This window comes from Tissierellales bacterium (genome assembly GCA_025210965.1).
GTDB lineage: Bacteria > Bacillota > Clostridia > Tissierellales > JAOAQY01 > JAOAQY01.
The window spans coordinates 1-26,908 of sequence record JAOAQY010000213.1; the positions used below are offsets into that span (position 1 = coordinate 1).

The following is a 26,908-nucleotide window of genomic DNA, read 5'->3' on the forward strand; positions in this document are numbered from 1 at the left end:
ATCACATGAAATCACTAGATAATCATCTTCTGAAAATGGAATACATGTCAAATCTCTTACTTTTATCATGTATTACTCCTTTCTAGCTTTCTTTATTCCCTCATACACTATAGATGCCAATATCACATTTACTGCTGCCGCTATTGTAAGAGGAACTATAAAAGCATAGAACATTGCCATTCCAGCAAACTCTGCACCTAAAATGCTAGCTAATTGTGATGCAAGGAATGTGGCTACCGGACCATTTAATACTATTCCAAGCACTATTGCTACTACTTTATTTCCGTCTCTATATACCTTTCCAAATATCGCTACAATTACCAACATTTCAACTGCTATAAGTAAATGCATCGGTAAACTTAGATAAAATCCAGCAAAACCTGCAGACATTAAATGTCCTATACATCCGATAATACCACCTGCAACAGGTCCTAGTATTATACTTCCTAAGAATGCCGGAAGTGCATCTAGTGCAATACTTCCATTAATTTTAATCACAGCTCCAATCATCGAAAGTGCTATAAATACCGCCATTGTAACTAATTGTTTTGTCTTATTATTCATAATTGAATTCCCCTTATAATTTTTCTAGTAACCATTTTAAAACATTTAAATTGCTTCCAAAGTGTAAATGCGCATAACTTGCAAGCACATTTTCTTTAACAAATCCTTCATTCCACGTTTTAAATATTTTATTCTTCCTATATTTTTTCATATCATAAAACGAAGACTCATCGAGTGATGGTTCTATTTTTGAATGATGAAATTCATGCGCTTTTATTACAAGTCCATTTTTCATATTAACCTCAGCATATCCAAAATTTTGAAGTTTATCAGTCATAAAACTATCTCTATTAAAAAATCCTACCATATCGAATTTTTCACCCTTACTATTTGTAATGGATTTTGTGAGATACATGAGTCCTCCACATTCTGCATATCCAAATACCCCTTCTTTAAAGGCTTTCTCTACGCTATTTCTCATAGATATATTTTGCTCTAACTCTTTTGCAAATATTTCTGGATAACCACCCCCTAAGTATATTCCATCAATATTTTCAGGCAAGATTTTATCATTTAATGGACTAAAAAATTTGATGTTTACACCTGTATGTTTTAATAAATCAAAATTAGACTCATAATAAAAATTAAAAGCTTCATCTTTAGCTACAGCTATTGTCTTTCCTTTAGCAATACCTTTTATTTGATTTATAGCTTCTGGCTCAATAACTTCTAGCAAAGGCTTGTTAAAATCCTCTATTATGGCATCTAAATCCACGCTAGATTCTATTCTATCAATCAGCAATTGTACTTTACACTCTAGCTCACTGTCTTCTTCAGCTGGTACCAATCCTAAATGTCTCTCTTTTAATCCAAAATTATCGTCTTTTTTCAAATATCCATAACATTTTAAGCCTGTGTAATTCTCAACTATTTCTTTCATGTAATTATAGTGCATTTCACTAGATAATCTATTTATTAAAACGCCAGCAATTCTGGTATTTTTCTCAAAATGTTTAAACCCATTTATCTCTGCAGCTAAGCTACGGCTTTTTCCTCTTCCATCTACTACTAAAATTACTGGTAGATTAAGCTTTTCAGACAAATCAGATGAGCTTCCTTCATTTGAATCTACTCCATGTCCATCAAATAATCCCATCACGCCTTCTATAACAGAAACATCTGAGTCTTTAGCAGCTTTTGAATAAACATATTTCAAGTACTCTGAATCTAACATCCATGTATCTAAATTATATGAAGCTCTATCGGTAACCTTCGCATGAAACATTGGATCAATATAGTCTGGTCCTGCTTTAAATCCTTGGACTTCAATCCCTCTTTTATGAAGCGCTGCCATAATTCCTATTGTAAATGTGGTTTTCCCACTTCCACTATTCGTTCCAGCTAACATAAACTGACAAACCATATACTGTCCTCCCCTAAGAATTAATCTGTATAAATTCATCCATCGCTGCATAATCTTCACTAAAGCTAATCTTTACATAAACTGCATTTTTTATGTTAAAATGCCATTTTGATTTTTCACCTAGCTCTAATAATTTTGCCATCATGGATCTTATTACCCCACCATGTGTCACTACAAGTATTCTTTCATACTCTGACTTTAAACAGTCTAGTAAAAAACTATGCACTCTATCATCAAACATATTCATGGATTCACCATCCATTATAATGTAGTCTTTGTTTTGTTTAACCCACTCACTCCATATTTCAGGATACTTTGATTGAATTTGCTTATATGTCATACCTTCAAAACATCCAAAATTAAACTCTCTTATTCTCTCATCAAACTCAGTTTCATCACTTAATGCGTTGCCTATAATTCTGGTGCGCTTAAGTGGGCTACTATAAATTTTGTCAAATTTTTCATTCTCAAGTTTATCAATCAATTTTTTTGTTTGAATCATTCCATTTTCGCTTAATTCTATATCTAGATGACCACAATATCTGTTCTCTAAATTTGCTGTAGTCTCTCCATGTCTTACAAATACAAGCTCCATCCAAATACCCCCATCCAAATGATTAGAATCATCATGTACAATACTTGGCTTATTTCAACACTATAACCCATTATATCTCCTGTAATTCCATCAATTTTTTTTATAATATCTCGAAGCTTAAAATGCATTATCCCAATTAATTGTATATAACTTAAGAATATTATTGCAAATAATATTTTATCAATCAAAATAGCTCCTACTAGAGCTATGGCACCAAATATTAAAACCCAATACATCCAGTGCTTCATATCTACATAATCAACTATCCCTTTTCCCATACCACCCTCTGATCTAGCATATTTTCCACTAGCTGCCGTCTGTAAAAGTGTAATTCTACCTACTAGCGGCACAAAGAGTATTCCTTGCCATCCTAGGTAACCTGCTCCTATTATAAATCCTATGCACACAATTAAAAGTGCAAGCGCTCCAAATGTTCCTACTCTACTGTCTTTCATTATCTCAAGTATTTTTTCTTTTTTGCGGCTACTGTACAATCCATCTGCTGAATCGACTAAACCATCTATGTGCAGGCCTCCTGTGATCACCAAATACGTCAAAAAAATCAAAAATCCCAACACAATACTAGGTAAATATGGCCTTAGCAAATAGCTTTCTATAGCAAGTACTGAGCCTATTAATAATCCTATAATCGGTGCATATAGTATTCCTCTTACAAAATCTTTCTCATTAAATTCTCCAATCTGCGGTAGTGGAATTCTAGTTAGAAATGTTACCATCATAACAAGTGATTTCATAAAAACACCTCTCTTATTTTATTTTTACAGGTATTCCCGAGACCAACAAGTAAACATCATCTGCTCTCGCCGCTATATTTTGATTTATTCTTCCTGCTATGTCTCTAAATATATTTCCCATTCTATAAGGTGGTACTACTCCCATTCCAATTTCATTTGTAACTATATACAAATTTTGACTTCCAAAATAGTTCAGTAAATCTTCAACTTGCATTTTGATTCTATTCTCTATTTCATCTATTGTCTCATGACTGCATGTATCATAATCAACTTTCTCATCAAGCATTAAATTGCTAACCATTATAGTCATACAATCCAAAAGAACAGCATCGTATTGTTTCTCTTCTAAATCTTTAAAATCTCTGTATCTTTCAAGAGTCTCCCACTCACTCGGTCTTTGAGCCCTATGCTTTTTAATTCTATCTTTCATTCCAGAATCAAATGCTATAGCAGTGGCTACATATAATATATTATCGCCTTCTTTTTTTATTAGTTCTTCAGCATATGAACTTTTACCGCTCCTTGCGCCTCCTGTTAACAAAACTAATTTTGACATTTTAACTCCTCCATACACTCTCTAATAGCTTTAATAAGTCCTTTATTCTCGCTCTCTGTTCTTATTGCTATCCTAAAGAAACTTTCATCTAAACCAAAAAATTCCTCACAAGTTCTTATATAATAGCCCTTTTCAAGTAATGCTTTTTGAAATTCAATTGAAGTATTGTGTTTCATCTTCCCAAACAAAAAATTAGTTTCAGTTTCAAATATTTCAAATTCATCAAATTTGACTAATTCCCCAAGCACCATATTTTTTTGTGATTTTATCTGCTCTTTTGTATTTTTTCCAAATGCTTCAAGCGTTTCAATTTCTTCTAACAAACTAAGTGCAAATGTGTTCAATGTCCACGGTTCTTTGTTTACATACAGCTTTTCTATGCACTCTTCATTTGATGCGCCATATCCGAGTCGAAGACCTGGCACTCCATAGATTTTAGTCATGGAATGAAGTATAAACACTTTGTCCAAATCACCATTATTTAAAAAACTCTCGCTATCACTAAATTCTATAAACGATTCATCCAAAAACAACCATATGTTTCTCTCTTTTAGCTTATTTATAAGTATTTTCAATGTTTCTATTTCTATACCTTTTCCGGTTGGATTATTCGGTCTACAAATCACTACAACATCGTAATTATCCTCGTATAATAGACTTATAAGGTTTTCTATACTAATTTCATATTTTTCATTCAATAAATATTTTCTGCAAACTTCTGTACCTGCCAATTTAAAAGCTCTTCTGTATTCGCTAAATGTAGGCTCTACAATCAATGCTCTGCTAAACTTCATCGTTCTAGCAAATAAATATATTAATTCTGTAGCCCCATTCCCAAGTATCATATTTTTCGACTCTAATCCAATGTGATCCGCCAATAACTTTGCAGCTTTTTTTCCGTCTACTTCTGGATAATTACCAAGCACATCTATTTTTCTATAAATTAAATTCCTTATCTCGCTTGGCAATTTAAATGGATTTATATTTATACTATGATCTTTGATATGTTCAGATTCTCCAGTATATCCTCCGTGTTTATTCAAATAAAATCACTCCTAATAAAAATATCACAAATACAGCTTCTGAAATGTATATCAATTGGCAAGTTTGTACTATATGTTTTTTTTCAAGCTCTACATTTGCATCGCCTATGGTCGGTTTTTCAACTACTTCTCCAAAATAAACATTATTACCTCCAAGCTGTATTTTAAGTAAACCAGCAACACTAGCCTCTGGATATCCACAGTTTGGACTTTTGTGATTTCTTCTGTCCCTTTTTAGTACCCTTATTCCTTGTTTCATGTCTCTGCTACAAAGCCCACCAGCTATAATTATAGCTATGCTTCCAATTCTTGCTGGTAGGTAGTTTGCAATATCATCAAGTTTTGCAGCACAAAATCCTATATCTCCATATTTCTCATTTTTATATCCAATCATGGAATCCATAGTATTTATCATTTTATACACCAGTATAAATACCACACCTTGACCAAATACGCTTCCTACAACAAAGAAAAAAATTGGAGCTAATATTCCATCAATTATGTTTTCAGCAGCAGTTTCAACGCTAGCTCTTATTATTTCATTCTCCGATAACTCACTTGTATCTCTTCCAACTAGATAACCTATTTTCCTTCTTGTTTCGGATATACTCTCTTTACTGTCAAGTGAGTTGTATATTTTCATAACCTCATCTCTAAGACATTTTGCAGCTAGACTTGAGTATATTAAATAAAGACTTATTGCATAATACAAATACAGATTTATTTTAAGTGAAACCAATAGTAAAATACTTGATAATGCTACGACAATTCCAATCGCAAGCACCACTAATAAAATGCCCCCTAATTTTAGTCTATTCGGCATGTATCTTCTTATCTTATTTTCTAAAAACTTTATCCACTTTCCCATATAAACAACTGGATGCGGCCAGCTTTGAGGATCTCCAAGTAACAAATCTATATTTATTGCCAAAACTAAAAATAATAAACTCATCCTAATAGTCATCTCTAGTCTCCATTATTGCTATCAATCTATCTATATCTAATGAATTCGCAACACTCTCTGCCAATTTATCGTATTCTCTATCTTTCATTTCTGAGTATGATAAACTTTCCATTTCGCAGCTTAATTTTTTTTCTGAAAGCAACTCTCTGAGTAATATTTTTCTAAACTCATCGTTTTCAAAAATACCATGTAAATACGTTCCTATTATCTTCCCATCTACACTTATCGCTCCATCGTCCCTTCCATCTGAGAGTTTTGCAAAAGCTTTCTCTTCTCCTAATATCTCTGTTTCTCCCATGTGAATTTCATATCCACTTACTTTAGTTCCCGCTAAGCTCATTATTCCGTCTTCAAGCAAGGTTCCTATTAAATTTCTAGTAGTTTTTAACGGTTTCATATGTGTTCTTGTCTTCAAAAGCCCAAGTCCATTTATAGAATCGATTTTAGATTCCACATTTTGATTATCTTCTATTTTTTCTCCTAATATCTGGAATCCACCGCATATTCCAATAATTCGTTTCTTATCCCTTGCAAATCTATATATTTTTTGATCTAACCCACTCTCATGTACATATTGCATATCTTTAAGTGTATTCTTGCTTCCCGGAATAATTAAAACATCTAAATCCGAAATATCATCTTTGTGTGTAATATAATTTAGACTCACAGAAGTCTCCATTTCGAGTGGTGTAAAATCAGTAAAGTTTGATATATAGGGGAGCTTAACAACTCCTATTCGTATCAATCCATCAGCTTTTTTCGTAAATCTATCAGTTACACTATCTTCATCATCTATTTGATATGAACCATATGGAATAACTCCTAGACATGGTATTGGTATCAAATCTTCTAACATTTTGATTCCTGGATCTAGTATTTCCTTTTTGCCTCTAAATTTATTTATTATAAATCCTTTTACTCTTTTCTTTTCTGCTTCATCTAACAGCATATATGTTCCATAAAGTGAAGCAAATACACCGCCTCTATCTATATCTCCTATAAGTATCACTGGAGCATCTACCATTTCTGCCATTCCCATATTAACAATGTCATTTTGTTTTAAATTAATTTCTGCTGGGCTCCCAGCTCCCTCTATCAATATATAGTCTGCCTTTTCCGCAAGTTTATTGTATGCCTTCATAATCTCTGGTCTAAACTCCTGCTTAAGTGCCATATAATTACTTGCATCTAAATTAGCATATACTTTACCCATTAAAATAACCTGACTTCCGATATCACTTGTAGGCTTTAATAATATTGGGTTCATTGCAACCTCTGGTTTCACCCTAGCTGCTTCCGCCTGAACTACTTGAGCTCTACCCATTTCAAATCCTTCATCTGTTATATATGAATTAAGTGCCATATTTTGAGATTTAAAAGGATAAACTCTATATCCTCTATCATTTAATATTCTGCCAACTGCAGCTGTTATAAGACTTTTCCCAACAGAAGATCCTGTTCCTTGAAACATTATATTTTTCGCCATATTATCTCCTCATTTACTTTGTGATTTTATGCATAAAAAAAGCACCCTACAGTAAGTAAAGGCGCACAATCATGTTCGCAAACATCATCTACACATTACGTCCTGCCCTCCGCGGCTGTAATCTCTATAAATTAGGCTGTTTTCTGGCTCATCGATAAAACGACTCACAGTAGCGGGGGCTGCAGAGGATTTACACCTCTTTACCATTTAACTTCTAATCAATTATATTAATAAAATGATTTACTATTAGAAGACCTATTTTTTTATTAAACTAATTCTCTCTTATTATATTTTATTACACTCAAGCTGTCAATCTATGCATTTTATGGCGTTACAAATACGCTTTAATCAAAAAAATTATATATAAAAATTATTTTTATACAATTAATTGGGTATATACACTTTATAACTTCATAAAAGTGGACGATATTATTAGTACAAAACCACATATGCACCAATTTCATTTACAAAGGAGGGATTTTTATGATTATCAATGAAAATGGTCGAATCGAAAAAGTCGGTGCTATTTTAATGCTTAGTGGTTATTTTGTATTAGAACCAGAACAGTTTTTAAGAGTTACAAAAGATGGCCACTTGGAATTATGGGAAGGTAAAGAAGACTATCTTAAATCAAAATCTTATAACAAATGTAAACGCATCGGTTATTGGCAACTTGATCATATAGTTGCATTGGTTGAAACGCAGCACTATCTACAATAAGTTTAGAAAGGAAGTCGTTTTAAATGACTACAGATTGTGTTAATACTTAAGCAGCGCCTAAGCTCAAATGAGATTAGACGCTGCTTTTGTATTTTGATATTTTACTTTAATTAAGCTAATTCTGCTAATTTCACTGCTGTTTGAGCTCCAATTTTTGCATTGTTAAATACAAGCTCAATATTTGTTTCCAAACTCTTACCTGCAGTAATTTCTTTTACTTTAGCAAGCAAGAATGGTGTACTTTCTTTACCCTTGATACCCTTCTGCTCTGCTTCTGCAACTGCATCATTTATAGCTTTTGTTATAACATCATAGTCCATTTGATACGCTTCTGGAACTGGATTTGCTACTACAACTCCACCTTTAAGATTCATATCCCACTTAGCTTTAAGTGCTAATGCAAGTTCATCTGGGCTATCAACTCTATAGTCAACTCCAAATCCACTTTTTCTAGTATAGAATGCTGGCAATTCATCTGTTCCAAAACCAACTACTGGAACTCCTTGTGTTTCTAAATATTCAAGAGTAAGTCCAATATCTAGTATAGATTTTGCTCCTGCGCAAACTACTGCAACATCTGTGTTAGCTAGCTCCATAAGGTCTGCTGATATGTCAAATGTTTCCTGAGCGCCTCTATGAACTCCGCCTATTCCGCCTGTTGCAAAAACTTTGATTCCGGCCATATTTGCTAAAATCATAGTAGATGCAACTGTAGTCGCTCCATTTAATTTTTTAGCTACTATAAATGGTAAATCTCTTCTACTAGCTTTTATTACATCTGTACTTTTCCCAAGTCTCTCAACTTCTTCTTCCGTTAAACCAACTTTCAATACTCCATCTAATATCGCTATTGTAGCTGGAATTGCTCCATTTTCTCTAACTATTTCTTCAACTTTTAATGCAGTTTCGACATTTTGTGGATATGGCATTCCATGTGAAATGATAGTAGATTCTAGTGCAACTACAGCCTTTCCTGCTTCTAAAGCTTCTTTTACTTCTGGTTTAATTTCTAAGTATTTTTCTAACATAAATCATACTCCTTTAATATATTATTTATTGTTTCCAGTGAAATATTTGGATTGATTGTTTCTTTATGTCTTAAAGCTACCATGGATGCTCCCATAGCATGCTTTGTACGCTTATTAATTGCATAATTATTTAAATGTCCATAAACTAATCCTGCTATAAATGCATCACCTGCACCTGTAGCATTTACTATATCTATTTTAGGTGATCTCAGCCATGCACTTTCATTTCCATCAGTATAGTAGACTCCTTCATCTCCTAAACTTATATAGACATTCTTAACTCCTTTAGCTAATAATTTCTCTCCTATTAGTTTTAAACTATTTTCATCACTTACCTTTATTCCTGTAAGAAGCTCTGCTTCTATTCTATTTGGCTTTATCGCATGGAATCTGCCAATTAAATCAAGTACTTTTTTTGCCTTTGCTGATGAAACTGTATCGAGATAAATAGGTATATGTGTATAAGTATTCAATATATACTCAATAGTCTCTCTAGGTATATTAGTATCTAGTACTATTAACTTCGCGTGTTGTATAACGCTATGTTTTTTCTTTATCAAGTCTACCGTCATTCTGTCAAACAATGACATATGAGCTATAGCTACATCCATGTCTTTTTCGCCGTCTAATATCGATAAATATGTCGATGTACTAGCATCATTAAATATTGTAGTCGCAGACATGTCTATGCCAGCTTCAATACAATCATTCATTAATTTTTGACCATATGGGTCATCTCCAAGTGCTGTTATAAGTTTTACATCTGCACCCATTCTTGTAATATTTTCTGCTATGTTTCTTCCTACCCCTCCAGCAGACATCGTTACCTCTCCTGGGTTTGAGTCATTTCTAACCAATGATGAATATGGAACTCCCTGTATATCTATATTCGCTCCACCTATCACAACTACATACTCGTCTTCTTTTAATACATATCCCTTACCTAGTATATAACCTTTTTTAATCAAATTTGTTATATGAACTGCTACAGATGAACGGGTTATTCCCAAACACTCTGATAAATCTTTTTGAGAAATAAGCGGATCTCTTTTTAGCAATTCTAGTATTTCCTCTTCTCTTTTCGTCACATCATCACCTCAACATTTGCTTACTTCTTAAGCAATAGCTTAAATATAGAATAGCATGTTTTCATTAAAGATTCAATACCTTTTTTCAAAAAATTTTTTTAAATTTTCTATTGACTTTTACTCGTTATGTACGTATAATTAATTTTATTACAAAAACAAAATACGAATGCTCTTATCAAGAGTGGCTGAGGGACTGGCCCTATGACGCCCAGCAACCAGTATCTCCATTAAGATACATGGTGCTAAATCCTGCGGTAAATTTACCGGAAGATGAGAGAGGTCTCTTTTTTATACTCAAAATTTAAAAATCAAGGTCCTCCTAGTCTTTAGGAGGACCTTTTTTCGAGCATATTTGGAGGTTATTATGATTAAACTAAATAATTTGAGTAAGACTTTTATAACAAAAGACTCTTCATTCAAAGCGTTAGATGGTGTTTCATTAGAAATTAATTCTGGAGACATTTTTGGCATTATCGGACTTAGTGGTGCTGGGAAATCAACTCTAATAAGGCTACTAAATAGATTAGAAGAACCTGATTGCGGCGAAATATATTTTGATTCTACTAATGTATTGACCCTTTCAAATAAAGAGCTTAGATCATTTAGACAAAAGCATAGCATGATATTTCAAGGATTCAACCTACTAAGTTCGCGAACAGTCGCTGGAAACATTGGTTTTCCCCTCGAAATTTTAGGATGGTCTAAAAAAGACATCAATTCTCGAGTTGATGAACTCTTAGAATTAGTTGAATTAAGTGATAAAAAGCTATCATATCCATCTCAACTAAGTGGTGGTCAAAAGCAGAGGGTTGCAATAGCTAGAGCTCTCGCAAACAATCCAAAGGTTTTGCTTTGTGACGAAGCCACTTCTGCTTTAGATCCACAGACTACGCACTCCATATTGTCTCTTTTAAGAGAATTACAAAAGAAATTCAATCTTACAATAGTAATGATTACTCACCAAATGGAAGTAGTCAAGGAAATATGCGATAGGGTAGCTATAATTGAATCTGGAAAAATAATTGAGGAAAATTCTGTAGAGGAAATTTTCTCAAATCCTAAATCTAAAACAGGCAAAAATTTTGTAAGTGCTATTAAAGGACATTTTCCAAATAGCAATAAAATTTCAAATGTAATACCACTAAAACAGGAGGTTAGTTTACATGGATAATATATTAGAACTTTTAGGCGGACCACTTTTAGAAACACTTTATATGGTTTTCGCTTCATCATTTTTTGCATTAATCGTTGGCCTTCCACTAGGTATAATACTTTATATTACCGGAAATCCCCAACTCATGCCAAATAAGTATATAAATCAAACATTAGGTGGAATTGTTAATATATTTAGATCCTTCCCATTTATCGTTCTAATGATTTTATTGTTACCACTTTCTAGAATTGTTATAGGTACTAGTATAGGTACTAGTGCTAGTATTTTACCTTTGTCAATTGCAGCTGCACCTTTCATTGCCAGAGTGGTTGAAAATGCATTATTGGAAATCGACTGTGGAATAATAGAAGCTGCTAGATCTATGGGAAGTTCGCTATTTCAAATTATATTAAAGGTTCTCTTGCCAGAATCACTTCCATCACTTGTAAATGGCATGATTCTTACTATAATAAATCTAATAGGTTATTCTGCAATGGCCGGTGCAATCGGTGGTGGTGGTCTAGGAGATCTTGCTATTCGCTATGGTTATTATCGTTTTCAAACCGACACAATGCTTGCAGCAATAATTGTAATAATAATTTTAGTTCAAAGTATTCAATTTTTTGGCAATCGCTTAGTTTCTAAACTCATGTTGTATCGCTAAATAATTAAAATAAAATAATAATATATACTCAGGAGGTTTTTTATGAAAAAGAAAATTTTAGTTGGAAGTTTATTTTTAGTATTGTTTGCACTTTTAGTTGGCTGTGGTTCAAAATCAGAAGAAAAAAAATTGACTATTGGGGCTACTCCAGTACCACATGCGGAATTATTAAATTTAATTAAAGACGATTTAGCAAAAGAAGGGATTACCCTTGAAGTAAAAGAATTTACAGATTATGTACAACCTAATATAGCTGTATCAAATGGTGATTTAGATGCAAACTTCTTTCAGCATCTTCCATATTTAGAGAATTTCTGTAAAGAACAAAATATAGAATTAGCCAGTATTGCTACTATACACGTAGAACCACTAGGTCTTTTTTCTAAAAAGTACACTAGCTTAGATCAATTACCAGATGGCGCTAGAATTGCAGTTCCTAATGATCCTACAAATGAAGGACGTGCACTTTTACTTCTTCAAGCACATGATTTGATTACTTTATCTGAAACAGCAAGTCTTGAGGGTACGGTAAATGATATCACTTCTAACCCTAGAAATTTTGAATTTTCTGAGTTAGAAGCTGCTCAACTACCTAGGATATTAGATGATTTTGATGGAGCTATTATAAATGGTAATTATGCTCTTGAAGCAGACTTATCTCCTGCTGAAGATGCTCTCTTAGTTGAAGGTGCTGAATCTCCATATGCAAATATAATCGCTGTAAAAAAAGGTGATGAAAAAAGAGAAGATTTAGCTAAATTAGTAGAAGTTCTTCAATCTGAAAAGGTAGAAAAATATATACTTGATAATTACAAAGGCGGAGTTTTACCTGCATTTTCGAAATAAGAATTAATTTATATTAAAAGGGCTTGTATCAAAATCGATTTATTTATCAATTTTGATACAAGCCCTTTACTTTAACCTCTAAGCGTAGCTACTAATCTATTCGTCTTTAATAATAGTTTTAGAGCCTCTTCTCTGTTTCCGATTATTATGTCACTATTTAGCATAGCTTCTCTAGCACAGCCCTCTTCACCCATAACACAGATTGAAAGTGCTGCTTCCTCTAGCATTTTTATATCTATTCTTCCATTTCCAATAGCTACTGTATTTTCCCAACCCAATTTTTCAATTAAGTCAAACTTTTCTTTGCTGCCATTTTCTTTAGATGTCACTATAACTTCAGCAGGCTCATCTTCAAATAGCGATCGTACATTTCCATTTGTATCTGCCGATATTACATAAACATCTAATTTAAGACTCAGCAATCTGAGATCCTCTAATATCTCATCTTCTACTTTTCCATCTTTGGCAATTGTTCCATTAAAATCCAAAACCAAATTCTCTAATTTGTAGGTTCTATAACCTGGTACTGTAATTTCCAACATAACTTCTCGGTCTCCTAACTTTACTTCTTAATGTTTTTCGGGAAACCAAATCCTAATCTCCCGCTGTGCTGCTTCTCCACTATCTGATGCATGAACTATATTTCTAGTCGTACTATTTGCGAAATCACCTCTTATAGTCCCTGGCAATGCTACTTTAAAGTTTTTATCCCCATTCATATTCCTTATAACTTCAATCGCCTCATTACCCTCAACTATCATAACAAAAACAGGGCCTTCCATAAAGTAATTCACCAATTCTTCGAAAAACGGTTTTCCGCTGTGTTCCTCATAATGTAATTCAACGATGGAACGATCAGGAGAAACAACCTTGCAACTTTTTATTTCAAATTTTCTTTTTTCATAGCGAGATATTACCTCTCCTACTAATCCTCTTTTTACACCATCAGGTTTTATAATTACCAAGGTTTGTTCTTTCATATCGGCCACCTCCTTTAGTCTATAGTCTTATGTTTAGATACCCATTTTATTTAATTTCAAGCTTTTATTCTCCAGCAACTACCAAATTTCCAACTGCTATTGAAGGTGTTCCAATATATGAACCCCCAGATGGCATTCCGAATTCTAAATCATTTCCAATGCACTTTATATTTTTTAATATATCATAGAAATTTCCAGCAATAGTTATTTGATCTACTGGGTATTCTATCTTACCATCTTTGAAGTAATATCCTTCAGCTAATAGAGAAAACTGTCCTGACAATGCATTTACACCAGAATGTAATCCTGATAAATCCGAAATCAAAAGACCCTCTCCAATCTCTTGCATCATATCTTCTCTAGTTTTTTCGCCTTTTTCTATATATAAATTCGACGGACTAATTCCAAGAGTTCCTTTGTAAGAGCTCTTATGTGCATGCCCTGTTGATCTTATTCCATCTTTTTTAGCTGTTTTTAAATTGTGGAAATACGTTTTCAATTGTCCGTTTTCTATAATTTTTTGAGGTCTAGTAGCAACTCCCTCGCTATCATAACCTCTACTTGCTAAACCTACTTCTAAATGCGGATTATCTATTAAGTTGAACTCGCTTACCGCTATTTGCTCTCCTAATTTCCCTTTTAATGCAGACAAATCTTTTTGTACACTTTCCGCTGAAAAATTTGATAGAAATGTTGAAAATAAATCACCCATAGCATCATATCTGAGTATTATTTCATAATTTCCAGTCTTAACCGGTTTAGCTCCTAATTTAGACAATCCCTCATCAACTATTTTCTTAGCTAATTCTTCGTAGTCAAATTTGCTGAAATCATTTCCAATTTGATGATTTCCTGCTGTTTTCGTGCTTCCATTTTCTTCAAATACCGCTGAAGCATAAACATAGGCCATATTACCTCTATCATTCAAACTCAAATTCTTCGTGTTAGTTATACTAGTTTTTGCCTTTCCCTCTCCGTAGATTGCTTGATTAACTTTCTGCACTCTAGAATCCATAGACTTAATTGTTTTTTCTAAGTTTTTTACAAATTCTATTTTATCAAGTTGGTCAATTTCATCTAGATTAGAATTATAATTATCTATAATCTTATATTCCTTATCTCCTGCATATATTTCATATTCATCATCACTATCTATAATCATAGCATTTTCTTGGACTGCCTTTGCTAATTCAAGTAAATCTTCTTCTTCTAATTTTTCTGCATAGGCATAACCCATTTTACCGTCGTATTTTCCTCTAATTGATACTCCAAACTCTTCTGAAAGACTATATTTATCTATTTCACCTTCGTAGATTTTAACCGAAAAATTATCGCTTTCCTGTACATATATTTCCACGTCTTCTAAACCCAATTCATAGGCTTCTCGAAATAGTTTTTCAATGGTATTATTATCTATCATCACTACTCACCCTTTCTTCCACCAACTGTTATATTTTGAACTCTAATTGTCGGTTGTCCAACATTAACAGGCAACGAGCCACTAACAGAACCACACATACCTTGTCCGTGTTCTAAATCACTACTTACTTTATCGATATTTTTAAGTACTTCACTTCCTGTTCCGATAAGAGTAGCACCTCTAACAGGCTTAGTAATCTTTCCATTCTCTATCATATAACCTTCCATTACTGCAAAATTAAAATCACCAGTAGCTGGATTTACAGAACCACCGCCCATATATTTTGCATATATTCCACTCTCTGTGCTAGAAATCATTTCTTCTATTGAATCTTTTCCTGGAGCTATAAATGTATTTGTCATCCTAGATGTAGGTGCATATTTATAAGATTGTCTTCTAGAAGAACCTGTTGGGTCCATTTTCATACGCCTTCCATTTAATTTATCAATTAAATATCCTTTTAATACACCATTTTCTATAAGTATATTTTTTTTACAGAATTCACCTTCATCATCTATATTTTGAGAACCCCATGCATTTGTAATAGTTCCATCATCTATAGCACTTACACAATCAGCTGCTATTTTCTCTCCTAGCTTATCTGAAAATACGGAAACACCCTTTGCCACCGATGTCGCCTCTAAACTATGTCCGCATGCCTCGTGGAATATTACTCCACCAAATTCATTGTTTATTATAACTGGCATTTTTCCACTCGGACATTCTTCTGCATTTAGCATTGTAACTGCTATTCTTGCAGATTCTCTTGCATAGTCTTCTATATTTATATCATCATAAAATTCAAATCCCTTATGAGCTCCTGGTCCATAAAATCCAGTTTGCATTTCTCCATCTTTTGATGCCACAGACTGCATCGCCATTCTAGTTCTAATTCTCTGATCTTCAATCCATTTTCCTTCGGTATTTGCAATCAAAACATTTTGTTTTGAATCTTGATATCTTATCATAGCTTGAGTGATAGAATCATCGTAAGAATTTATTGTCTCATGCGCTCTTCTCATAAGTTCTACCTTTTGCATTTTGGCTATTGTCTCCGGCAATACTTTAACTTCATGTCTATTTGAATACTCTACTCTATTGAGCTTTATATCACCATTTATACTTACATCTGCCATCAATGCTTTTGATGCGTTTTGAGCCATTTTTATCAGGTGATTTTCCTCTTTTTGACTAGTGTAAACATATATGCTTTTAAATCCATTAAAAATTCTAAGTCCTATACCAAAGTCTTTTCCAGATAAGGCATTTTCAACCTTACCACCTAACATAACTATACCTGTCGCTGTCTTTTGCTCTACAAACAATTCTGCAAAATCCCCGCCATAAGCAACTGCAGCTTCAAGTACTCTTCTTACAGTCTCTTGATTTAACATTTTCCCAGCCTCCTATTTCAAATTCTTTTCTTTTCTCAATGTATTTATAGATTTCGTAGTTAATTGCGACTCATTTAAATCTAAAAGTCTAACTGCTCTTTCTAAATCTTCATTTTTGCAAACTTCTATCTCCATATATGGATCTGGATATGTTTTATCATCCCAAATATCAATTTCAAATAATATCTCTTCAAATCTATAAGATACTCTTTTCTTCTCTCCACGGTGTAATACTTCTATTCCAACGGCTTTCATTATTTCCACCATAACTTCAGGCTTTTCTATTCTAGTCTCTATTTCTTCATGTACTCTACTAGTTTCATCTACACACAATTTCTTCTTCAGTGTAAATTCATGGTACTCCTCATTCGAAATTAAATCTTCAACCGATCTAACTCTCAAATATCCATCTATTCCATTTTTACTTAGACAATCATCTGTATCAAAAACAATATTTTGTTGAATTTCCTCTTTGACTTTTATTGCACCAATCTCTAAAAGTTTCTCTTTAATTTCTTCTACATCAATATTCAATACTTTAATTTCTATCTCTCTAGACATGGGCTTCCCTCAATTCTTTTAATTCAAAATTAATATAATCACAAGATACACAATAAAACTGAATACCTCCGTAATTTCCCTCTATAACATATTGATGTCCATCTCCATGTAAATGTCCATACAAGCACAAGTCCACACCATATTCCTCCATAAGATTAGAAAATTCATTAAATTCTCCATTGAATCTAAATGGAGGATAGTGAATCATGACTATCTTGTATTCTACATCTTTTATTTGTTCTAGTGACAATCTCAAACGGCTTACTTCTCTCATATATATTTTTTCATCATGGATATCGAAATCCTCGTTATCTCTATCAGTCCAACCTCGAGCACCTGCAATTCCAATTCCACCTATATCATATCCTGTATTGTGTATATATTCTATACTTTCAAAACCTAATTTTCTGAGCTTAGATATAGATTCCCACCAATAGTCATGATTTCCCTTGCTTATAAATTTTCTGCCTGGAAGAGCATCTATTTTCGCCAAATCTTCTGTAGCTTGCTCTATCCGCATAGCCCATGAGATATCTCCTGGTAGTAAGACAACATCGTCCTTTCCTACCTGATTTCTCCAATTCTCAAATATCTTTTCTTCGTGATTTTTCCAACCTTCTCCGAAGATATCCATTGGTTTTTCTTTTTTGTGATCCATATGCAAGTCGCCTATGGCAAAAATCTTCATACTTCATCCCTCTTTTACTTTTCTACTATTCTATATTTATCCAATTATAATCTAGTTCTAATTCCTCAAGTATTTGTCGTTCTCTTTTAGAACAAGTAAATACTATTATTTGATCGTCATCATTTCGATTTAACTCTTTAAATGTACTTTTCAATCTATTATCATCGTATTTAACAAAAGCCTCATCAATAATCATAGGGTAAGTTTCTTTATATGTCATAATAGACCTTAAGCTGAGCCTAATTGCAAGAAAAATTTGAGCCCTAGTTCCTGCACTCAGCTCATTTATATTCCACACTCTTTCTGAATTAGATTCTTTAAGCTCTATATCTCCAGAATCATTTATAAATAGAGTTTCATATTTTCCCTCAGTAAGAGAAAAAATCAATTCATTATACAATTTTTGGTAATCTTCAGATTCAAGCTGATTTTCAGATTCTCTCAACTTTTCAAGCAAAGCTGATGCATTTTTGTGAGCTTTGATTTCAAAATTCAAAAGCTTACGCCTCTTCTCATAATAATCTATATCTGTCTGAATGTCTACTAGACTTCTTTTCCCTTCATAACTTCCCTTTAATAATCCTTCTGTATAATCCAATTCTCTTTTAACTTCATCTAGAGCTTTTTTCAATATATCAATATCTAATAAATCACACTCTTCGTCAAATAAATCCAGTACAATAGCCTCTTTTTCATTATAGTTGAAGTTAGATAATTCATCACTCCATCGTGAAATCAAAACTTCATCTTCACATTTTTGATTGAATAATTGATAATACGTCTGTTTCTTTTCCAATCCATTTCTATATTCTTTCGAATTTGTACAACCAACTTCATTGCAAAAAGATTTTAGCTTCTTTTCAATTTTACTTTGTATTTCTACTACATCACTGAGTTTAACTTTTATTTCGTTTATTCTAGACATTTTGTATTTTTGATTTTGTTTCGTTTTGAATAATCCTAAATATCCAACTAAGATTCCACTCATAAATATGACTAAACCAATTAAAATACTAAAACTACTAAAATTTTTTATCCACGAAAATACACCTGCACCTGTAACAGTTAATATTCCAATTAACATAGCTAATAATTTTTTTGTTTTCATTTCTTTTAATATATAATTTAATTCTTCAAAATACTTTTTATCTTCTTTTCGAATTTCATTAACTTGATTTTTAATTCCACTCAGCTGCATTTCAAGTTCTTGTAAACTTGCATACTCTCTTTCTGAAAAACTTTTATATGGGAAATAATATTCTAACTCTTTTTGTAATGATTCGAAATCATTTTTCTTTATTCTAAATTTTTTATATTTCTCGTATTTTTTCTTTAACTCTATTTTTCTTCTGATATCTAATTCTTCTTCTAATTGCTTCTCTAAATTCTTTTTTTGTTTTCTATAATTTTCTCCACTTTCTATAAGCACGCTAAGTTGCTCTTCAAGCTCTAATATATCCTTTTTCTCAGATTCCAATTGTTCCAATTTATGAACTGTTTTTCCATATTCAGACGTCTTTTTTCTTCCTTCACTTCCTATTTTAGAACACTCATTATCTATCCAATTTATCGCTTTATTAAATATAGCACTACTCATTTTTCTGTCGTTTCCTCTTATGAGTTCTTTCTCTATTTGAGTATAGTATGATTTTTCTATCAGTGGATGATTTTGAGTCAAATAAACTGTATTCAAAAAGTTTCTATAGCTAATTCCAAGCCAATTACTTAAATCAGATACCTTATAGACATTGTCAAATGGCAACGTTTGAGTTAAATCTATTTTTTGATCATAGTCATAAAAAACCAAAGTCTCTCTATTAGAAAAATTTCTATCTATCCTATACGTTTTCCTTCCCTTGCTTATAAATAATTCTCCACCATAATCTAAATATTTTTTTGGTTTATATAAGTCATATTCCAAATTATATTTTCTAATTTTAGCCTGTTCTCTGTGAAATCCAAATAGCATAGCTTCTATAAATCTATGTATCGTAGTTTTCCCCGATTCATTGTTGCCGTAAATAACGTTAATCCCAGATTTTAATTCTATATCTTTGTTTCTAAGCTTTCCAAAATTTCGAATGAGTATTTTATCTATCTTCACCCTCTACGCCCTCCCTGTCTTTATCAAAGCTGTCAACACTATTTCTTCTATACGCTTTTTCATCTCTGGAGAGTAAGTCTCTTTGCTAAGTTCTTTCTGTACCTTTTCAAAGATTGGGTTGTCACAATCTAATATTTCAGTCACTCCAATAGCTTTATTTTCAAATTCAACCTTATAGAAATATTTCTCTAAATTACCTTTTATTGTTTCTGCACAAGTACTTTTGAGTACTCCTTTAAATCGAATCCTATATATATCTTCTCTACTACCTATATCATTCATCATTTTTCTACAATTTTCTTCTATTTGATCTATTTTTTCATCTCTATCGACAATTAATTCTATTGTATTGAAATTTCGCTTTGCAAACTCTACAAATTCGACCTTTATCGCCTCATCATTAGCATCTAATACCACCATTCCATGTTTTTCATTGTTTGCAAATTTCATTGGCTCTAATGATCCTGGATATGAGTATTTATTTTGAATTTCTGGTTTGTGTATATGCCCTAAGGCTAAATAGTCAAATCCTAAATTCAAATATTTTTCGACATCAATAGCAAAATAGTCTGATTTTAAATCTTTGATATCTCCATGTAGCATAAGTATATTTGTTTTGCTATTATCTAAATCAAATTCAAAAATTTTCTCATTTTTCCAAAGCTTTTGTCTCCAACTTAATCCATATATTTCTATATTTTCAACAATTGCTTTATCATTTTCATCTATCAATATATTGACATTTTCAGGCCAAGTTATCCTAGTGTACCACGATTGTTCATTGAGTGGGTCATGATTTCCAGCAATAATGTATATATTTATTTCAGCATACATCTCTATAATGCTTACTATTCTTTTTATCTCTTTATAAGTACAGGTATCATCTTCATAAAAATCGCCACTTATAAGTACATGATAAATTCCTTTATCTCTGCCATATCTCAAAACATTTTCAAATGTTTCAAAAAGTTCTTCTCTTCTTAAGTGGTTATAGTTGTGATCATTAGTATTAAAACATCTACCTAAATGTAAATCTGCAATGTGTATTAATTTCATTTCAAAGCACCTCCATACACGAACATATATTCGATATCATACCACATCCATCGCGGTTTATCAATGTTCTTAAGGATTTGCTATTTCTTTATTACAAATGAACCCCTTTTAGCATTCAGTACTTTTTCTAGTTTGCTCGGAGACATGTATATCTGCTTTCCTCTCTCTCCTGCGCTAAAATATATATTTTCTAATTCAAACATACTCTCTTCCAAATATGTTTTATATTGTTTTTTCATGCCTAATGGTGAAACGCCACCTCGTATATATCCAGTTAAACCTAGTAGTTCTTTCATTTTTATCATCTCTATTTTTTTATGCCCCGATGTCTTTGCAAGTGCTTTTAAATCTATTTCCTCTGCTCCTGGTATACAAGCTATCAATATATCTCCGTTTTTTGCTCTTAAAACCAGAGTTTTATAAACCAATTTCACGTCAACACCTAGCATTTTTGCTGCATGTGTTGCACTTAAATCAGCTTCGTCAACTTTATATTCTGTTGTTTTATACTCTACTTTTTTTTGGTCTAATAACCTCATAGCATTTGTTTTTTTCATAAATATCACTCCCAATAACATTATCTTACAAAAATAGCACCTTGTCCATTATGCGATATTAAACGTACAAAAAAGATTGTTCTAAAATAGTTTCATCAATCCATTTTAAAACAATCCCTCACAATACTTTATTTATTTTTGCACTTATCTATTATTATTTTGTGCATACCCGAAAGATTACTTACCTTTTCAACCCCTCCTATGTCGTATGCAACCTTTGGCATCCCATACACTATAGAGCTTTTTTCATCTTGACCAATTGTATAAGCCCCATTGTTTCTCATCTCCAACAATCCAGATGCACCATCTCTTCCCATTCCTGTAAGTATTACTCCTATTGCCTTTGAACCCACTCTATCTGCTACTGATTGAAATAAAATATCTACCGATGGACAATGACCATTTACCTTTCCACCTCTTTCAAGCTCAACGTAAAAATTATTGCCTCGTCTCACAACTTTCATATGCTGATCCCCTCCAGGAGCTATCAGCACTTTTCCACGTTCTATTTTATCTCCATGCTGAGCTTCTTTTACATAAACTAGGCAGCATCTATTTAGACGATCCGCATACATCTTTGTAAAACCAGCTGGCATATGCTGTACTATAACCGTACCGGGTATATCCTTTGGAAAATACTTTATTAAATCATAAGTAGCCTCCGTCCCACCAGTGGAAGCTCCTATGGCTATTATTTTTTCCGTTTTCGCCCCTCCAATAGATGCCGGTACGATTTTTTCATAACTAGTTTTATGCTGAGATACTTTAGAAACAGATGCAATTTTTATCTTAACAATCAATTCATTAATCATAGACATTATTTCACCATTTCCTCTCGCCTTGGTAACAAAATCCACTGCCCCAGCATCTAAAGCATCAAAGACATTTTCACTAACTGCACTTACAACAACTACTGGCATAGGATATTGCGGCATTAATTTTTTCAAAAAGTCTATACCATTCATCCTTGGCATCTCTACATCTAATGTCATTACATCCGGTCTATGTTTTATTATCATATCTCTTGCTTCATATGGATTAGACGCTGTCCCAACAATCTCTATCCCAGAATCTTGTTTTAAACCATCCTCTAATGTCTTTCTAAACACAATGGAATCGTCTACTATAAGCGTTTTTATTTTTTTTCTCTTCTGCATATAATCATCTCCAATTATGTCTTTATTTTATTCATATGTATTTTTACAATTTCTATAACTATATACCCGATTATGGGTATATATAGCTTAATTATAAAAAATTTTTATAATTTTTTTGAATTTAATTCATGACAAAGCTATTGCATCTATATCTACAAATATAATACAATAGTGTTCTAGAGAGCTTTATCCGAAAAAACGTATCCGTTTTTCATAAAATTATTGAAAGGAAGTGTTTTCTATGTCAAAAATCGTAATTGTTACTGATTCTACATCATGTATGACACGCGATTATGTTGAAAACAATGATATAAAAGTAATGCCTATATTAGTCGACTTTGATGGGACTGTTATTCGTGAAGGATTTCAAGGAGAATACGAAGAATCTTATAGATTGCTAGAAATTTGTAAAGATTTCCCTAAAACTTCTCAGCCACCTATTGGAGAGTTTGAAGAAGTATTTAAATCTGCTATAAATTCTGGAAATGATGTCATTGCTATAATGGTATCTTCTAAAACTAGTGGAACTTATAATACAGCGCTTATGGCCGCACATATGGTTGGTTCTGATAGCATATCCGTAATAGATTCTCAAACGTCTGGACCAAATCTAAGAGTATTAGTAGAAAGAGCAAATGAACTTGCTAACGATGGTAAATCTAGAGATGAAATAGTAAAAATTATAGAAAAAGAAAAAAAACACATGAGTGTTAACATGACATTTGAAACTCTCGACTATATAGAAAAAGCAGGTAGGCTGTCTCACAGTAAAAAAGTCATAGTTAATATGTTAAACATAAAACCAATAGTTGGAGTAGTTGATGGAACTATACAAATAGTTGGTCGATCTAGAGGAAAAAATAAAGCTATAAAACAAATGATTGACAATATTCATCCAGATGCTAAAATCATTCATATTGCTTATATTCTAAATAGAGACGAGGCACAAAAACTCGGAGATATGGTTGCAAAGAAACACCCTGATGCAGTTATAGAATTAAGTGAAATCGGACCATCTTTAGGTACAATGTTTGGACCTAGGGCCCTTGGCATTTTATGTAGTTGGTAAATATATTTATAAAAATCCCATGTGAAACATTCTATTTTAGAATATTTCACATGGGATTTTTTACAAGTGTTCCTCTATCCAATTAATTATATCTTCATATACTTCATTTTTATTCAGCTCATTTATTAATTCATGGCGAGCGCCTTCATAAAATTTATATCTTACATCTTTTATTCCACACTTTGAATAACTCAGATATGTTTGAAGAACTCCTTTTTTATATTCTCCAACAGGATCCATGCTTCCAGAAATCAAAAATATAGGCAAATTTTTTGGTATCTTTTTAATTTCTCTTCGTTTCGATATATTTATAAGCCCCCCTAATAAATCCGCATAAAATTGATTTGTACATACAAAGCCACATAGTGGGTCTTCTATGTATTTTTGAACTTCATTTTCATCTCTTGAAAGCCAATCAAATTCAGTTTTATTATCCTTACATCTATTGTTGTAGTTTCCAAAAGCCATGTCATTAAGTTTTGGACTTAATGTATCCACTCCATATTTTTTACCGTTATTTTCTGCAATCTTTTTACCTATAACACCTTTAATTCCAGGCTTTCCTGCTGTTCCTGAAAGTATTACCCCTTTAATTTCTGCGCCATACTCTTGTATATATGCCCTTGATAAAAAAGAACCCATACTATGCCCAAATAAAAATATAGGTACATTTCCTTCTCTACGTTTTATTTCTTTAGTAAGTGCATATATATCATCTCTAACTTTTTCCCATCCACTTTCATACGCAAAGAAACCAAGTTTTTCATTAGCTGATTTACCATGCCCTCTATGATCATGTGCATAAACACTAAATCCTTTTGAATTTAAAAATTTTGCAAAGTTCTCATATCTTTTCTTATGCTCTGCCATACCGTGAGAAATTTGCAATATACCGCGTGGATTTTCAACTGTCCAGCAAATACAATCTAATTCTCTGTTATTTTCTCGTTTTAACTTAAAACCATATCCTTTTGACATCAAAACCCCTCCCCTAACTATTATTCTATCATATTTCTATATATTTTCATCCTCTACAATTCAGTACTTGTCATTATTTCTCCATATGGTATAATAATAAAGTCTATATTAATGTTTAGAAAGGATGAATTATAATGGCATTATATCAACAATGGAATGATCAATTCCACACAGATATGACTAGAGAAGAATATGAATCATTTTGGAATAAATATATACCAAAGGAAACAAAGGTTTATGAACATATTTTATCAAATCCAAAAGAAAAATTAAGTGGTGATATCAAAACTTTGAGTGAAAAATTTGAGATGTCTGCTGTAGAATTTGCAGGTTTCTTAGACGGAATCAATACAAGTCTTGAGTCTGAACTTGATTTAGATTCTTTATCTGAAGAATCTAATGTAGAGTTAGATGTGAATTTAGCTAATTTATACTACAACATGCTTGATAACAAAGCAGAGTGGCTTTATACTCTTCCTATGTGGGATGAATTATTAAGTGAATCAGAAAAGAATGACATTGCTAAAAAGCAACGTAAATCTAAGACTATAGTTAAAGAGCCTAAGATTGGTAGAAATGAGCCATGCCCATGTGGTAGCGGTAAAAAATACAAAAAGTGCTGTGGCAAAAACTAAATTCAAAAAAATACCAGTAGAATTGATTATTCTACTGGTTCTTTTTTGCTTAAAATTCCATTATGCCAGTTTTAACATCTGGTATAGCTGCTAATTTATCCTCTAATTCCTGAACTTTATCATCACTATTAGGTATAAACTCTAGTATTATAAGACCTTTAGAACTGCAAGCATTATTGCTAGCTTCATGCAAACCTAGTCTAGTTTTGACATAGCATCCGTACTCTGTCAGTAATTTTTGAACTTCTAACGCTTCTTTTTCTCTGTGACCAACTGATATACCCATTATAATTTTTTCTTTAAATTGTTCCATTAACCTCTCCCCTTTCAATTGTAAACACTATAAATTTATTTCGCTATTTATTTTTTACCCTCATATATCTTGATTATTCACTGTAACCATATAATCCCCTTACGCTAACTTCTCCAGATATTACTTTTTCTAATTTACCTTCAATTTCAACTATCAAAGCCCCGTTATTGTCTATTCCAACAGCCACTCCTTTTCTCTCTTTATTATGTTTTATAATTCTAACCGTTTTGCCTATAAGTACCGAATTGGCTCTACAAACGTCTAAATACTTTTCGTGGTCATGAGCGACAAAATATTTATAGTACTTCTCTATGCTGTTTAACACTTCTCCTACTAACTCTTGTCTATTCATTTTTTGACCATTTTCCATATAGATAGATGTTGCTTTATCCAATAATTCTTCCGGAAAATCATTTTTTTCCAAATTAACATTCATTCCGATTCCAAGTATTATATAGTTAAGCCTTTCTATAGTTCCCGTCATTTCTGTGAGTATACCACAAATCTTCTTCCCATTTATCACTATATCATTAGGCCATTTTATTTGTGCTTCAATTCCAAATTTAGCTAATGCCTCTATAAGTGCTGCCGCAGCTAATTGTGTAAGCTGTGGAACTTCTCTCGGTTCAACATCTGGTCTAAGTACTATTGACATCCATATTCCAGTCTTTTTAGGCGATTGCCAAGTTCTTCCAAGGCGACCTTTGCCTTCAGTTTGCTCTTCTGCTATTACAATCCATCCTTCACCGGAATTTTTATCAGCTAATTTCTTTGCCTCCACATTAGTCGATCCTACAGAATCATAATAATAAATTTTATTTCCAATGAACTCTGTATCCAAATATGGAGATATCAGTCCATAATTCAAGCAATCTTTTTGATGTTCCTCTAATTGAACTAATTTATAACCTTTGTGTTTGATTGATTCTATCTGAAAACCCTCTTTTTTTAGGTTTTGAATATGCTTCCAAACTGCATTTCGTGATACTCCCAATTTTTCACTCATCTCTTGACCTGAAATATAATCGTTTTCATTTTTTATCAAGAACTCTAAAATTTTCTGTTTCATATATTCACTCCCCTTCACACTCTATTAACATATTAACCCTATTATATAAATTAGTAAAGTAGCTTTAATTTAGAATACTATGAATTATCCCATTCATAAACA

29 protein-coding genes and 2 riboswitches are annotated in these 26,908 nt (G+C 32.4%); of the genes, 6 read left to right on the top strand and 23 right to left on the bottom strand.

Going from position 1 to position 26,908, the window contains the following annotated elements:
• Nucleotides 1–72: 72 nt before the first annotated feature.
• From N4A40_15245 to N4A40_15280, 8 genes are read right to left on the bottom strand one after another with little or no spacing between them, the layout of a single operon-like run.
• A complete protein-coding gene (locus tag N4A40_15245) occupies nt 73–564 on the bottom strand; it encodes an ECF transporter S component (protein ID MCT4663211.1) in 492 nt (163 codons plus the stop codon).
• 13 nt (nt 565–577) lie between these two features.
• The gene (locus N4A40_15250) at nt 578–1,927 is read right to left on the bottom strand and encodes a cobyrinate a,c-diamide synthase (GenBank protein ID MCT4663212.1); all 1,350 of its coding nucleotides are present in this window, start codon (nt 1,925–1,927) and stop codon (nt 578–580) included.
• Between the two features lie 13 nt (nt 1,928–1,940).
• Nucleotides 1,941–2,522, bottom strand: coding sequence for an alpha-ribazole phosphatase (gene cobC / locus N4A40_15255; GenBank protein MCT4663213.1), 582 nt, complete (start codon nt 2,520–2,522; stop codon nt 1,941–1,943).
• Nucleotides 2,504–3,277 carry an adenosylcobinamide-GDP ribazoletransferase gene (cobS, locus tag N4A40_15260; GenBank protein MCT4663214.1) on the bottom strand — a complete coding sequence of 258 codons (774 nt, stop codon included), beginning with the start codon at nt 3,275–3,277 and terminating at the stop codon, nt 2,504–2,506. Before cobS ends, cobC begins: the two co-directional genes overlap by 19 nt.
• A gap of 13 nt (nt 3,278–3,290) precedes the next feature.
• On the bottom strand, nt 3,291–3,833 hold the full coding sequence (gene cobU, locus N4A40_15265) for a bifunctional adenosylcobinamide kinase/adenosylcobinamide-phosphate guanylyltransferase (GenBank protein MCT4663215.1): 543 nt from the start codon (nt 3,831–3,833) through the stop codon (nt 3,291–3,293).
• Nucleotides 3,821–4,876: an aminotransferase class I/II-fold pyridoxal phosphate-dependent enzyme gene (locus N4A40_15270; protein ID MCT4663216.1), complete on the bottom strand. Its 1,056-nt coding sequence runs from the start codon at nt 4,874–4,876 to the stop codon at nt 3,821–3,823. Before N4A40_15270 ends, cobU begins: the two co-directional genes overlap by 13 nt.
• On the bottom strand, nt 4,869–5,840 hold the full coding sequence (gene cbiB, locus N4A40_15275; protein ID MCT4663217.1) for an adenosylcobinamide-phosphate synthase CbiB: 972 nt from the start codon (nt 5,838–5,840) through the stop codon (nt 4,869–4,871). The genes N4A40_15270 and cbiB overlap by 8 nt, the downstream gene beginning before the upstream one ends.
• Nucleotides 5,830–7,326, bottom strand: coding sequence for a cobyric acid synthase (locus N4A40_15280; GenBank protein MCT4663218.1), 1,497 nt, complete (start codon nt 7,324–7,326; stop codon nt 5,830–5,832). The genes cbiB and N4A40_15280 overlap by 11 nt, the downstream gene beginning before the upstream one ends.
• Nucleotides 7,327–7,442: 116 nt before the next feature.
• Nucleotides 7,443–7,600: riboswitch (cobalamin riboswitch) on the bottom strand.
• Between the two features lie 209 nt (nt 7,601–7,809).
• Between N4A40_15280 and N4A40_15285 the strand changes: the two genes are divergently transcribed.
• Entirely contained in the window at nt 7,810–8,046 is a 237-nt protein-coding gene (locus N4A40_15285; protein MCT4663219.1) for a hypothetical protein, read from the top strand.
• A gap of 110 nt (nt 8,047–8,156) precedes the next feature.
• On the opposite strand, the gene N4A40_15290 is transcribed toward N4A40_15285, so the two are convergent.
• Together N4A40_15290 and N4A40_15295 are read right to left on the bottom strand one after the other, a co-directional pair.
• Complete coding sequence (locus N4A40_15290) at nt 8,157–9,074, bottom strand: pseudouridine-5'-phosphate glycosidase (GenBank protein ID MCT4663220.1); 918 nt, start codon at nt 9,072–9,074, stop codon at nt 8,157–8,159.
• Entirely contained in the window at nt 9,068–10,162 is a 1,095-nt protein-coding gene (locus N4A40_15295; protein ID MCT4663221.1) for a PfkB family carbohydrate kinase, read from the bottom strand. The genes N4A40_15290 and N4A40_15295 overlap by 7 nt, the downstream gene beginning before the upstream one ends.
• Before the next feature lie 169 nt (nt 10,163–10,331).
• A riboswitch (SAM riboswitch) is annotated at nt 10,332–10,439 on the top strand.
• An 87-nt stretch (nt 10,440–10,526) separates the two neighbouring features.
• Here N4A40_15295 and N4A40_15300 point away from each other — a divergent pair.
• The 3 genes from N4A40_15300 to N4A40_15310 are packed head-to-tail and all read left to right on the top strand — an operon-like array spanning nt 10,527 to nt 12,825.
• Nucleotides 10,527–11,333: an ATP-binding cassette domain-containing protein gene (locus N4A40_15300; GenBank protein MCT4663222.1), complete on the top strand. Its 807-nt coding sequence runs from the start codon at nt 10,527–10,529 to the stop codon at nt 11,331–11,333.
• The gene (locus tag N4A40_15305; GenBank protein ID MCT4663223.1) at nt 11,326–11,979 is read left to right on the top strand and encodes an ABC transporter permease; all 654 of its coding nucleotides are present in this window, start codon (nt 11,326–11,328) and stop codon (nt 11,977–11,979) included. The genes N4A40_15300 and N4A40_15305 overlap by 8 nt, the downstream gene beginning before the upstream one ends.
• 42 nt (nt 11,980–12,021) lie before the next feature.
• Entirely contained in the window at nt 12,022–12,825 is an 804-nt protein-coding gene (locus N4A40_15310; protein ID MCT4663224.1) for a MetQ/NlpA family ABC transporter substrate-binding protein, read from the top strand.
• Nucleotides 12,826–12,896: 71 nt separating this feature from the next.
• Here N4A40_15310 and N4A40_15315 read toward each other — a convergent pair whose 3' ends face one another.
• The 10 genes from N4A40_15315 to N4A40_15360 all read right to left on the bottom strand — a co-directional run bounded on the left by N4A40_15315 (nt 12,897) and on the right by N4A40_15360 (nt 22,742).
• Nucleotides 12,897–13,367: a haloacid dehalogenase gene (locus N4A40_15315; protein MCT4663225.1), complete on the bottom strand. Its 471-nt coding sequence runs from the start codon at nt 13,365–13,367 to the stop codon at nt 12,897–12,899.
• Between the two features lie 27 nt (nt 13,368–13,394).
• A complete protein-coding gene (ndk, locus tag N4A40_15320; GenBank protein MCT4663226.1) occupies nt 13,395–13,805 on the bottom strand; it encodes a nucleoside-diphosphate kinase in 411 nt (136 codons plus the stop codon).
• Nucleotides 13,806–13,869: 64 nt separating this feature from the next.
• Nucleotides 13,870–15,225, bottom strand: a complete 1,356-nt coding sequence (locus N4A40_15325; GenBank protein MCT4663227.1) for a TldD/PmbA family protein — start codon at nt 15,223–15,225, stop codon at nt 13,870–13,872.
• A gap of 2 nt (nt 15,226–15,227) precedes the next feature.
• Nucleotides 15,228–16,619, bottom strand: coding sequence for a TldD/PmbA family protein (locus tag N4A40_15330; GenBank protein MCT4663228.1), 1,392 nt, complete (start codon nt 16,617–16,619; stop codon nt 15,228–15,230).
• A 12-nt stretch (nt 16,620–16,631) separates the two neighbouring features.
• Nucleotides 16,632–17,180, bottom strand: coding sequence for a class IV adenylate cyclase (locus N4A40_15335; GenBank protein ID MCT4663229.1), 549 nt, complete (start codon nt 17,178–17,180; stop codon nt 16,632–16,634).
• Complete coding sequence (locus tag N4A40_15340; GenBank protein MCT4663230.1) at nt 17,173–17,868, bottom strand: metallophosphoesterase; 696 nt, start codon at nt 17,866–17,868, stop codon at nt 17,173–17,175. Before N4A40_15340 ends, N4A40_15335 begins: the two co-directional genes overlap by 8 nt.
• A 25-nt stretch (nt 17,869–17,893) precedes the next feature.
• A complete protein-coding gene (locus N4A40_15345; GenBank protein MCT4663231.1) occupies nt 17,894–19,972 on the bottom strand; it encodes an AAA family ATPase in 2,079 nt (692 codons plus the stop codon).
• A gap of 3 nt (nt 19,973–19,975) precedes the next feature.
• The gene (locus N4A40_15350; protein MCT4663232.1) at nt 19,976–21,028 is read right to left on the bottom strand and encodes a metallophosphoesterase family protein; all 1,053 of its coding nucleotides are present in this window, start codon (nt 21,026–21,028) and stop codon (nt 19,976–19,978) included.
• 80 nt (nt 21,029–21,108) lie between these two features.
• On the bottom strand, nt 21,109–21,585 hold the full coding sequence (gene ybaK, locus N4A40_15355; GenBank protein ID MCT4663233.1) for a Cys-tRNA(Pro) deacylase: 477 nt from the start codon (nt 21,583–21,585) through the stop codon (nt 21,109–21,111).
• Nucleotides 21,586–21,713: 128 nt separating this feature from the next.
• Nucleotides 21,714–22,742: a chemotaxis response regulator protein-glutamate methylesterase gene (locus tag N4A40_15360; protein ID MCT4663234.1), complete on the bottom strand. Its 1,029-nt coding sequence runs from the start codon at nt 22,740–22,742 to the stop codon at nt 21,714–21,716.
• Between the two features lie 241 nt (nt 22,743–22,983).
• Here N4A40_15360 and N4A40_15365 point away from each other — a divergent pair, with 241 nt between their 5' ends.
• A complete protein-coding gene (locus N4A40_15365; GenBank protein MCT4663235.1) occupies nt 22,984–23,811 on the top strand; it encodes a DegV family protein in 828 nt (275 codons plus the stop codon).
• A 60-nt stretch (nt 23,812–23,871) separates the two neighbouring features.
• Here N4A40_15365 and N4A40_15370 read toward each other — a convergent pair whose 3' ends face one another.
• Nucleotides 23,872–24,789: a lysophospholipase gene (locus N4A40_15370; GenBank protein MCT4663236.1), complete on the bottom strand. Its 918-nt coding sequence runs from the start codon at nt 24,787–24,789 to the stop codon at nt 23,872–23,874.
• A 134-nt stretch (nt 24,790–24,923) separates the two neighbouring features.
• Between N4A40_15370 and N4A40_15375 the strand changes: the two genes are divergently transcribed.
• Complete coding sequence (locus tag N4A40_15375) at nt 24,924–25,424, top strand: SEC-C metal-binding domain-containing protein (protein ID MCT4663237.1); 501 nt, start codon at nt 24,924–24,926, stop codon at nt 25,422–25,424.
• A gap of 49 nt (nt 25,425–25,473) precedes the next feature.
• Here the strand turns inward: N4A40_15375 and N4A40_15380 are convergent, their stop codons facing one another.
• Together N4A40_15380 and N4A40_15385 are read right to left on the bottom strand one after the other, a co-directional pair.
• Nucleotides 25,474–25,737, bottom strand: coding sequence for a hypothetical protein (locus N4A40_15380; protein MCT4663238.1), 264 nt, complete (start codon nt 25,735–25,737; stop codon nt 25,474–25,476).
• Between the two features lie 73 nt (nt 25,738–25,810).
• Nucleotides 25,811–26,806 (bottom strand): biotin--[acetyl-CoA-carboxylase] ligase, encoded by a 996-nt coding sequence (locus N4A40_15385; GenBank protein MCT4663239.1) that lies wholly within the window; start codon nt 26,804–26,806, stop codon nt 25,811–25,813.
• Between the last annotated feature and the right edge of the window lie 102 nt (nt 26,807–26,908).

Bases quoted from the DNA above. Each gene is read 5' to 3' on its own strand.
- cobU (MCT4663215.1), bottom strand. From the start codon at position 3,833: ATGTCAAAATTAGTTTTGTTAACAGGAGGCGCAAGGAGCGGTAAAAGT.
- N4A40_15325 (MCT4663227.1), bottom strand. From the start codon at position 15,225: ATGATAGATAATAATACCATTGAAAAACTATTTCGAGAAGCCTATGAA.
- N4A40_15360 (MCT4663234.1), bottom strand. From the start codon at position 22,742: ATGCAGAAGAGAAAAAAAATAAAAACGCTTATAGTAGACGATTCCATT.
- ndk (MCT4663226.1), bottom strand. From the start codon at position 13,805: ATGAAAGAACAAACCTTGGTAATTATAAAACCTGATGGTGTAAAAAGA.
- N4A40_15365 (MCT4663235.1), top strand. From the start codon at position 22,984: ATGTCAAAAATCGTAATTGTTACTGATTCTACATCATGTATGACACGC.
- cobS (MCT4663214.1), bottom strand. From the start codon at position 3,277: ATGAAATCACTTGTTATGATGGTAACATTTCTAACTAGAATTCCACTA.
- N4A40_15370 (MCT4663236.1), bottom strand. From the start codon at position 24,789: ATGTCAAAAGGATATGGTTTTAAGTTAAAACGAGAAAATAACAGAGAA.
- N4A40_15330 (MCT4663228.1), bottom strand. From the start codon at position 16,619: ATGTTAAATCAAGAGACTGTAAGAAGAGTACTTGAAGCTGCAGTTGCT.
- N4A40_15315 (MCT4663225.1), bottom strand. From the start codon at position 13,367: ATGTTGGAAATTACAGTACCAGGTTATAGAACCTACAAATTAGAGAAT.
- N4A40_15245 (MCT4663211.1), bottom strand. From the start codon at position 564: ATGAATAATAAGACAAAACAATTAGTTACAATGGCGGTATTTATAGCA.
- cobC (MCT4663213.1), bottom strand. From the start codon at position 2,522: ATGGAGCTTGTATTTGTAAGACATGGAGAGACTACAGCAAATTTAGAG.
- N4A40_15285 (MCT4663219.1), top strand. From the start codon at position 7,810: ATGATTATCAATGAAAATGGTCGAATCGAAAAAGTCGGTGCTATTTTA.
- cbiB (MCT4663217.1), bottom strand. From the start codon at position 5,840: ATGACTATTAGGATGAGTTTATTATTTTTAGTTTTGGCAATAAATATA.
- N4A40_15375 (MCT4663237.1), top strand. From the start codon at position 24,924: ATGGCATTATATCAACAATGGAATGATCAATTCCACACAGATATGACT.
- ybaK (MCT4663233.1), bottom strand. From the start codon at position 21,585: ATGAAAAAAACAAATGCTATGAGGTTATTAGACCAAAAAAAAGTAGAG.
- N4A40_15280 (MCT4663218.1), bottom strand. From the start codon at position 7,326: ATGGCGAAAAATATAATGTTTCAAGGAACAGGATCTTCTGTTGGGAAA.
- N4A40_15300 (MCT4663222.1), top strand. From the start codon at position 10,527: ATGATTAAACTAAATAATTTGAGTAAGACTTTTATAACAAAAGACTCT.
- N4A40_15305 (MCT4663223.1), top strand. From the start codon at position 11,326: ATGGATAATATATTAGAACTTTTAGGCGGACCACTTTTAGAAACACTT.
- N4A40_15340 (MCT4663230.1), bottom strand. From the start codon at position 17,868: ATGAAGATTTTTGCCATAGGCGACTTGCATATGGATCACAAAAAAGAA.
- N4A40_15380 (MCT4663238.1), bottom strand. From the start codon at position 25,737: ATGGAACAATTTAAAGAAAAAATTATAATGGGTATATCAGTTGGTCAC.
- N4A40_15350 (MCT4663232.1), bottom strand. From the start codon at position 21,028: ATGAAATTAATACACATTGCAGATTTACATTTAGGTAGATGTTTTAAT.
- N4A40_15250 (MCT4663212.1), bottom strand. From the start codon at position 1,927: ATGGTTTGTCAGTTTATGTTAGCTGGAACGAATAGTGGAAGTGGGAAA.
- N4A40_15385 (MCT4663239.1), bottom strand. From the start codon at position 26,806: ATGAAACAGAAAATTTTAGAGTTCTTGATAAAAAATGAAAACGATTAT.
- N4A40_15335 (MCT4663229.1), bottom strand. From the start codon at position 17,180: ATGTCTAGAGAGATAGAAATTAAAGTATTGAATATTGATGTAGAAGAA.
- N4A40_15310 (MCT4663224.1), top strand. From the start codon at position 12,022: ATGAAAAAGAAAATTTTAGTTGGAAGTTTATTTTTAGTATTGTTTGCA.
- N4A40_15290 (MCT4663220.1), bottom strand. From the start codon at position 9,074: ATGTTAGAAAAATACTTAGAAATTAAACCAGAAGTAAAAGAAGCTTTA.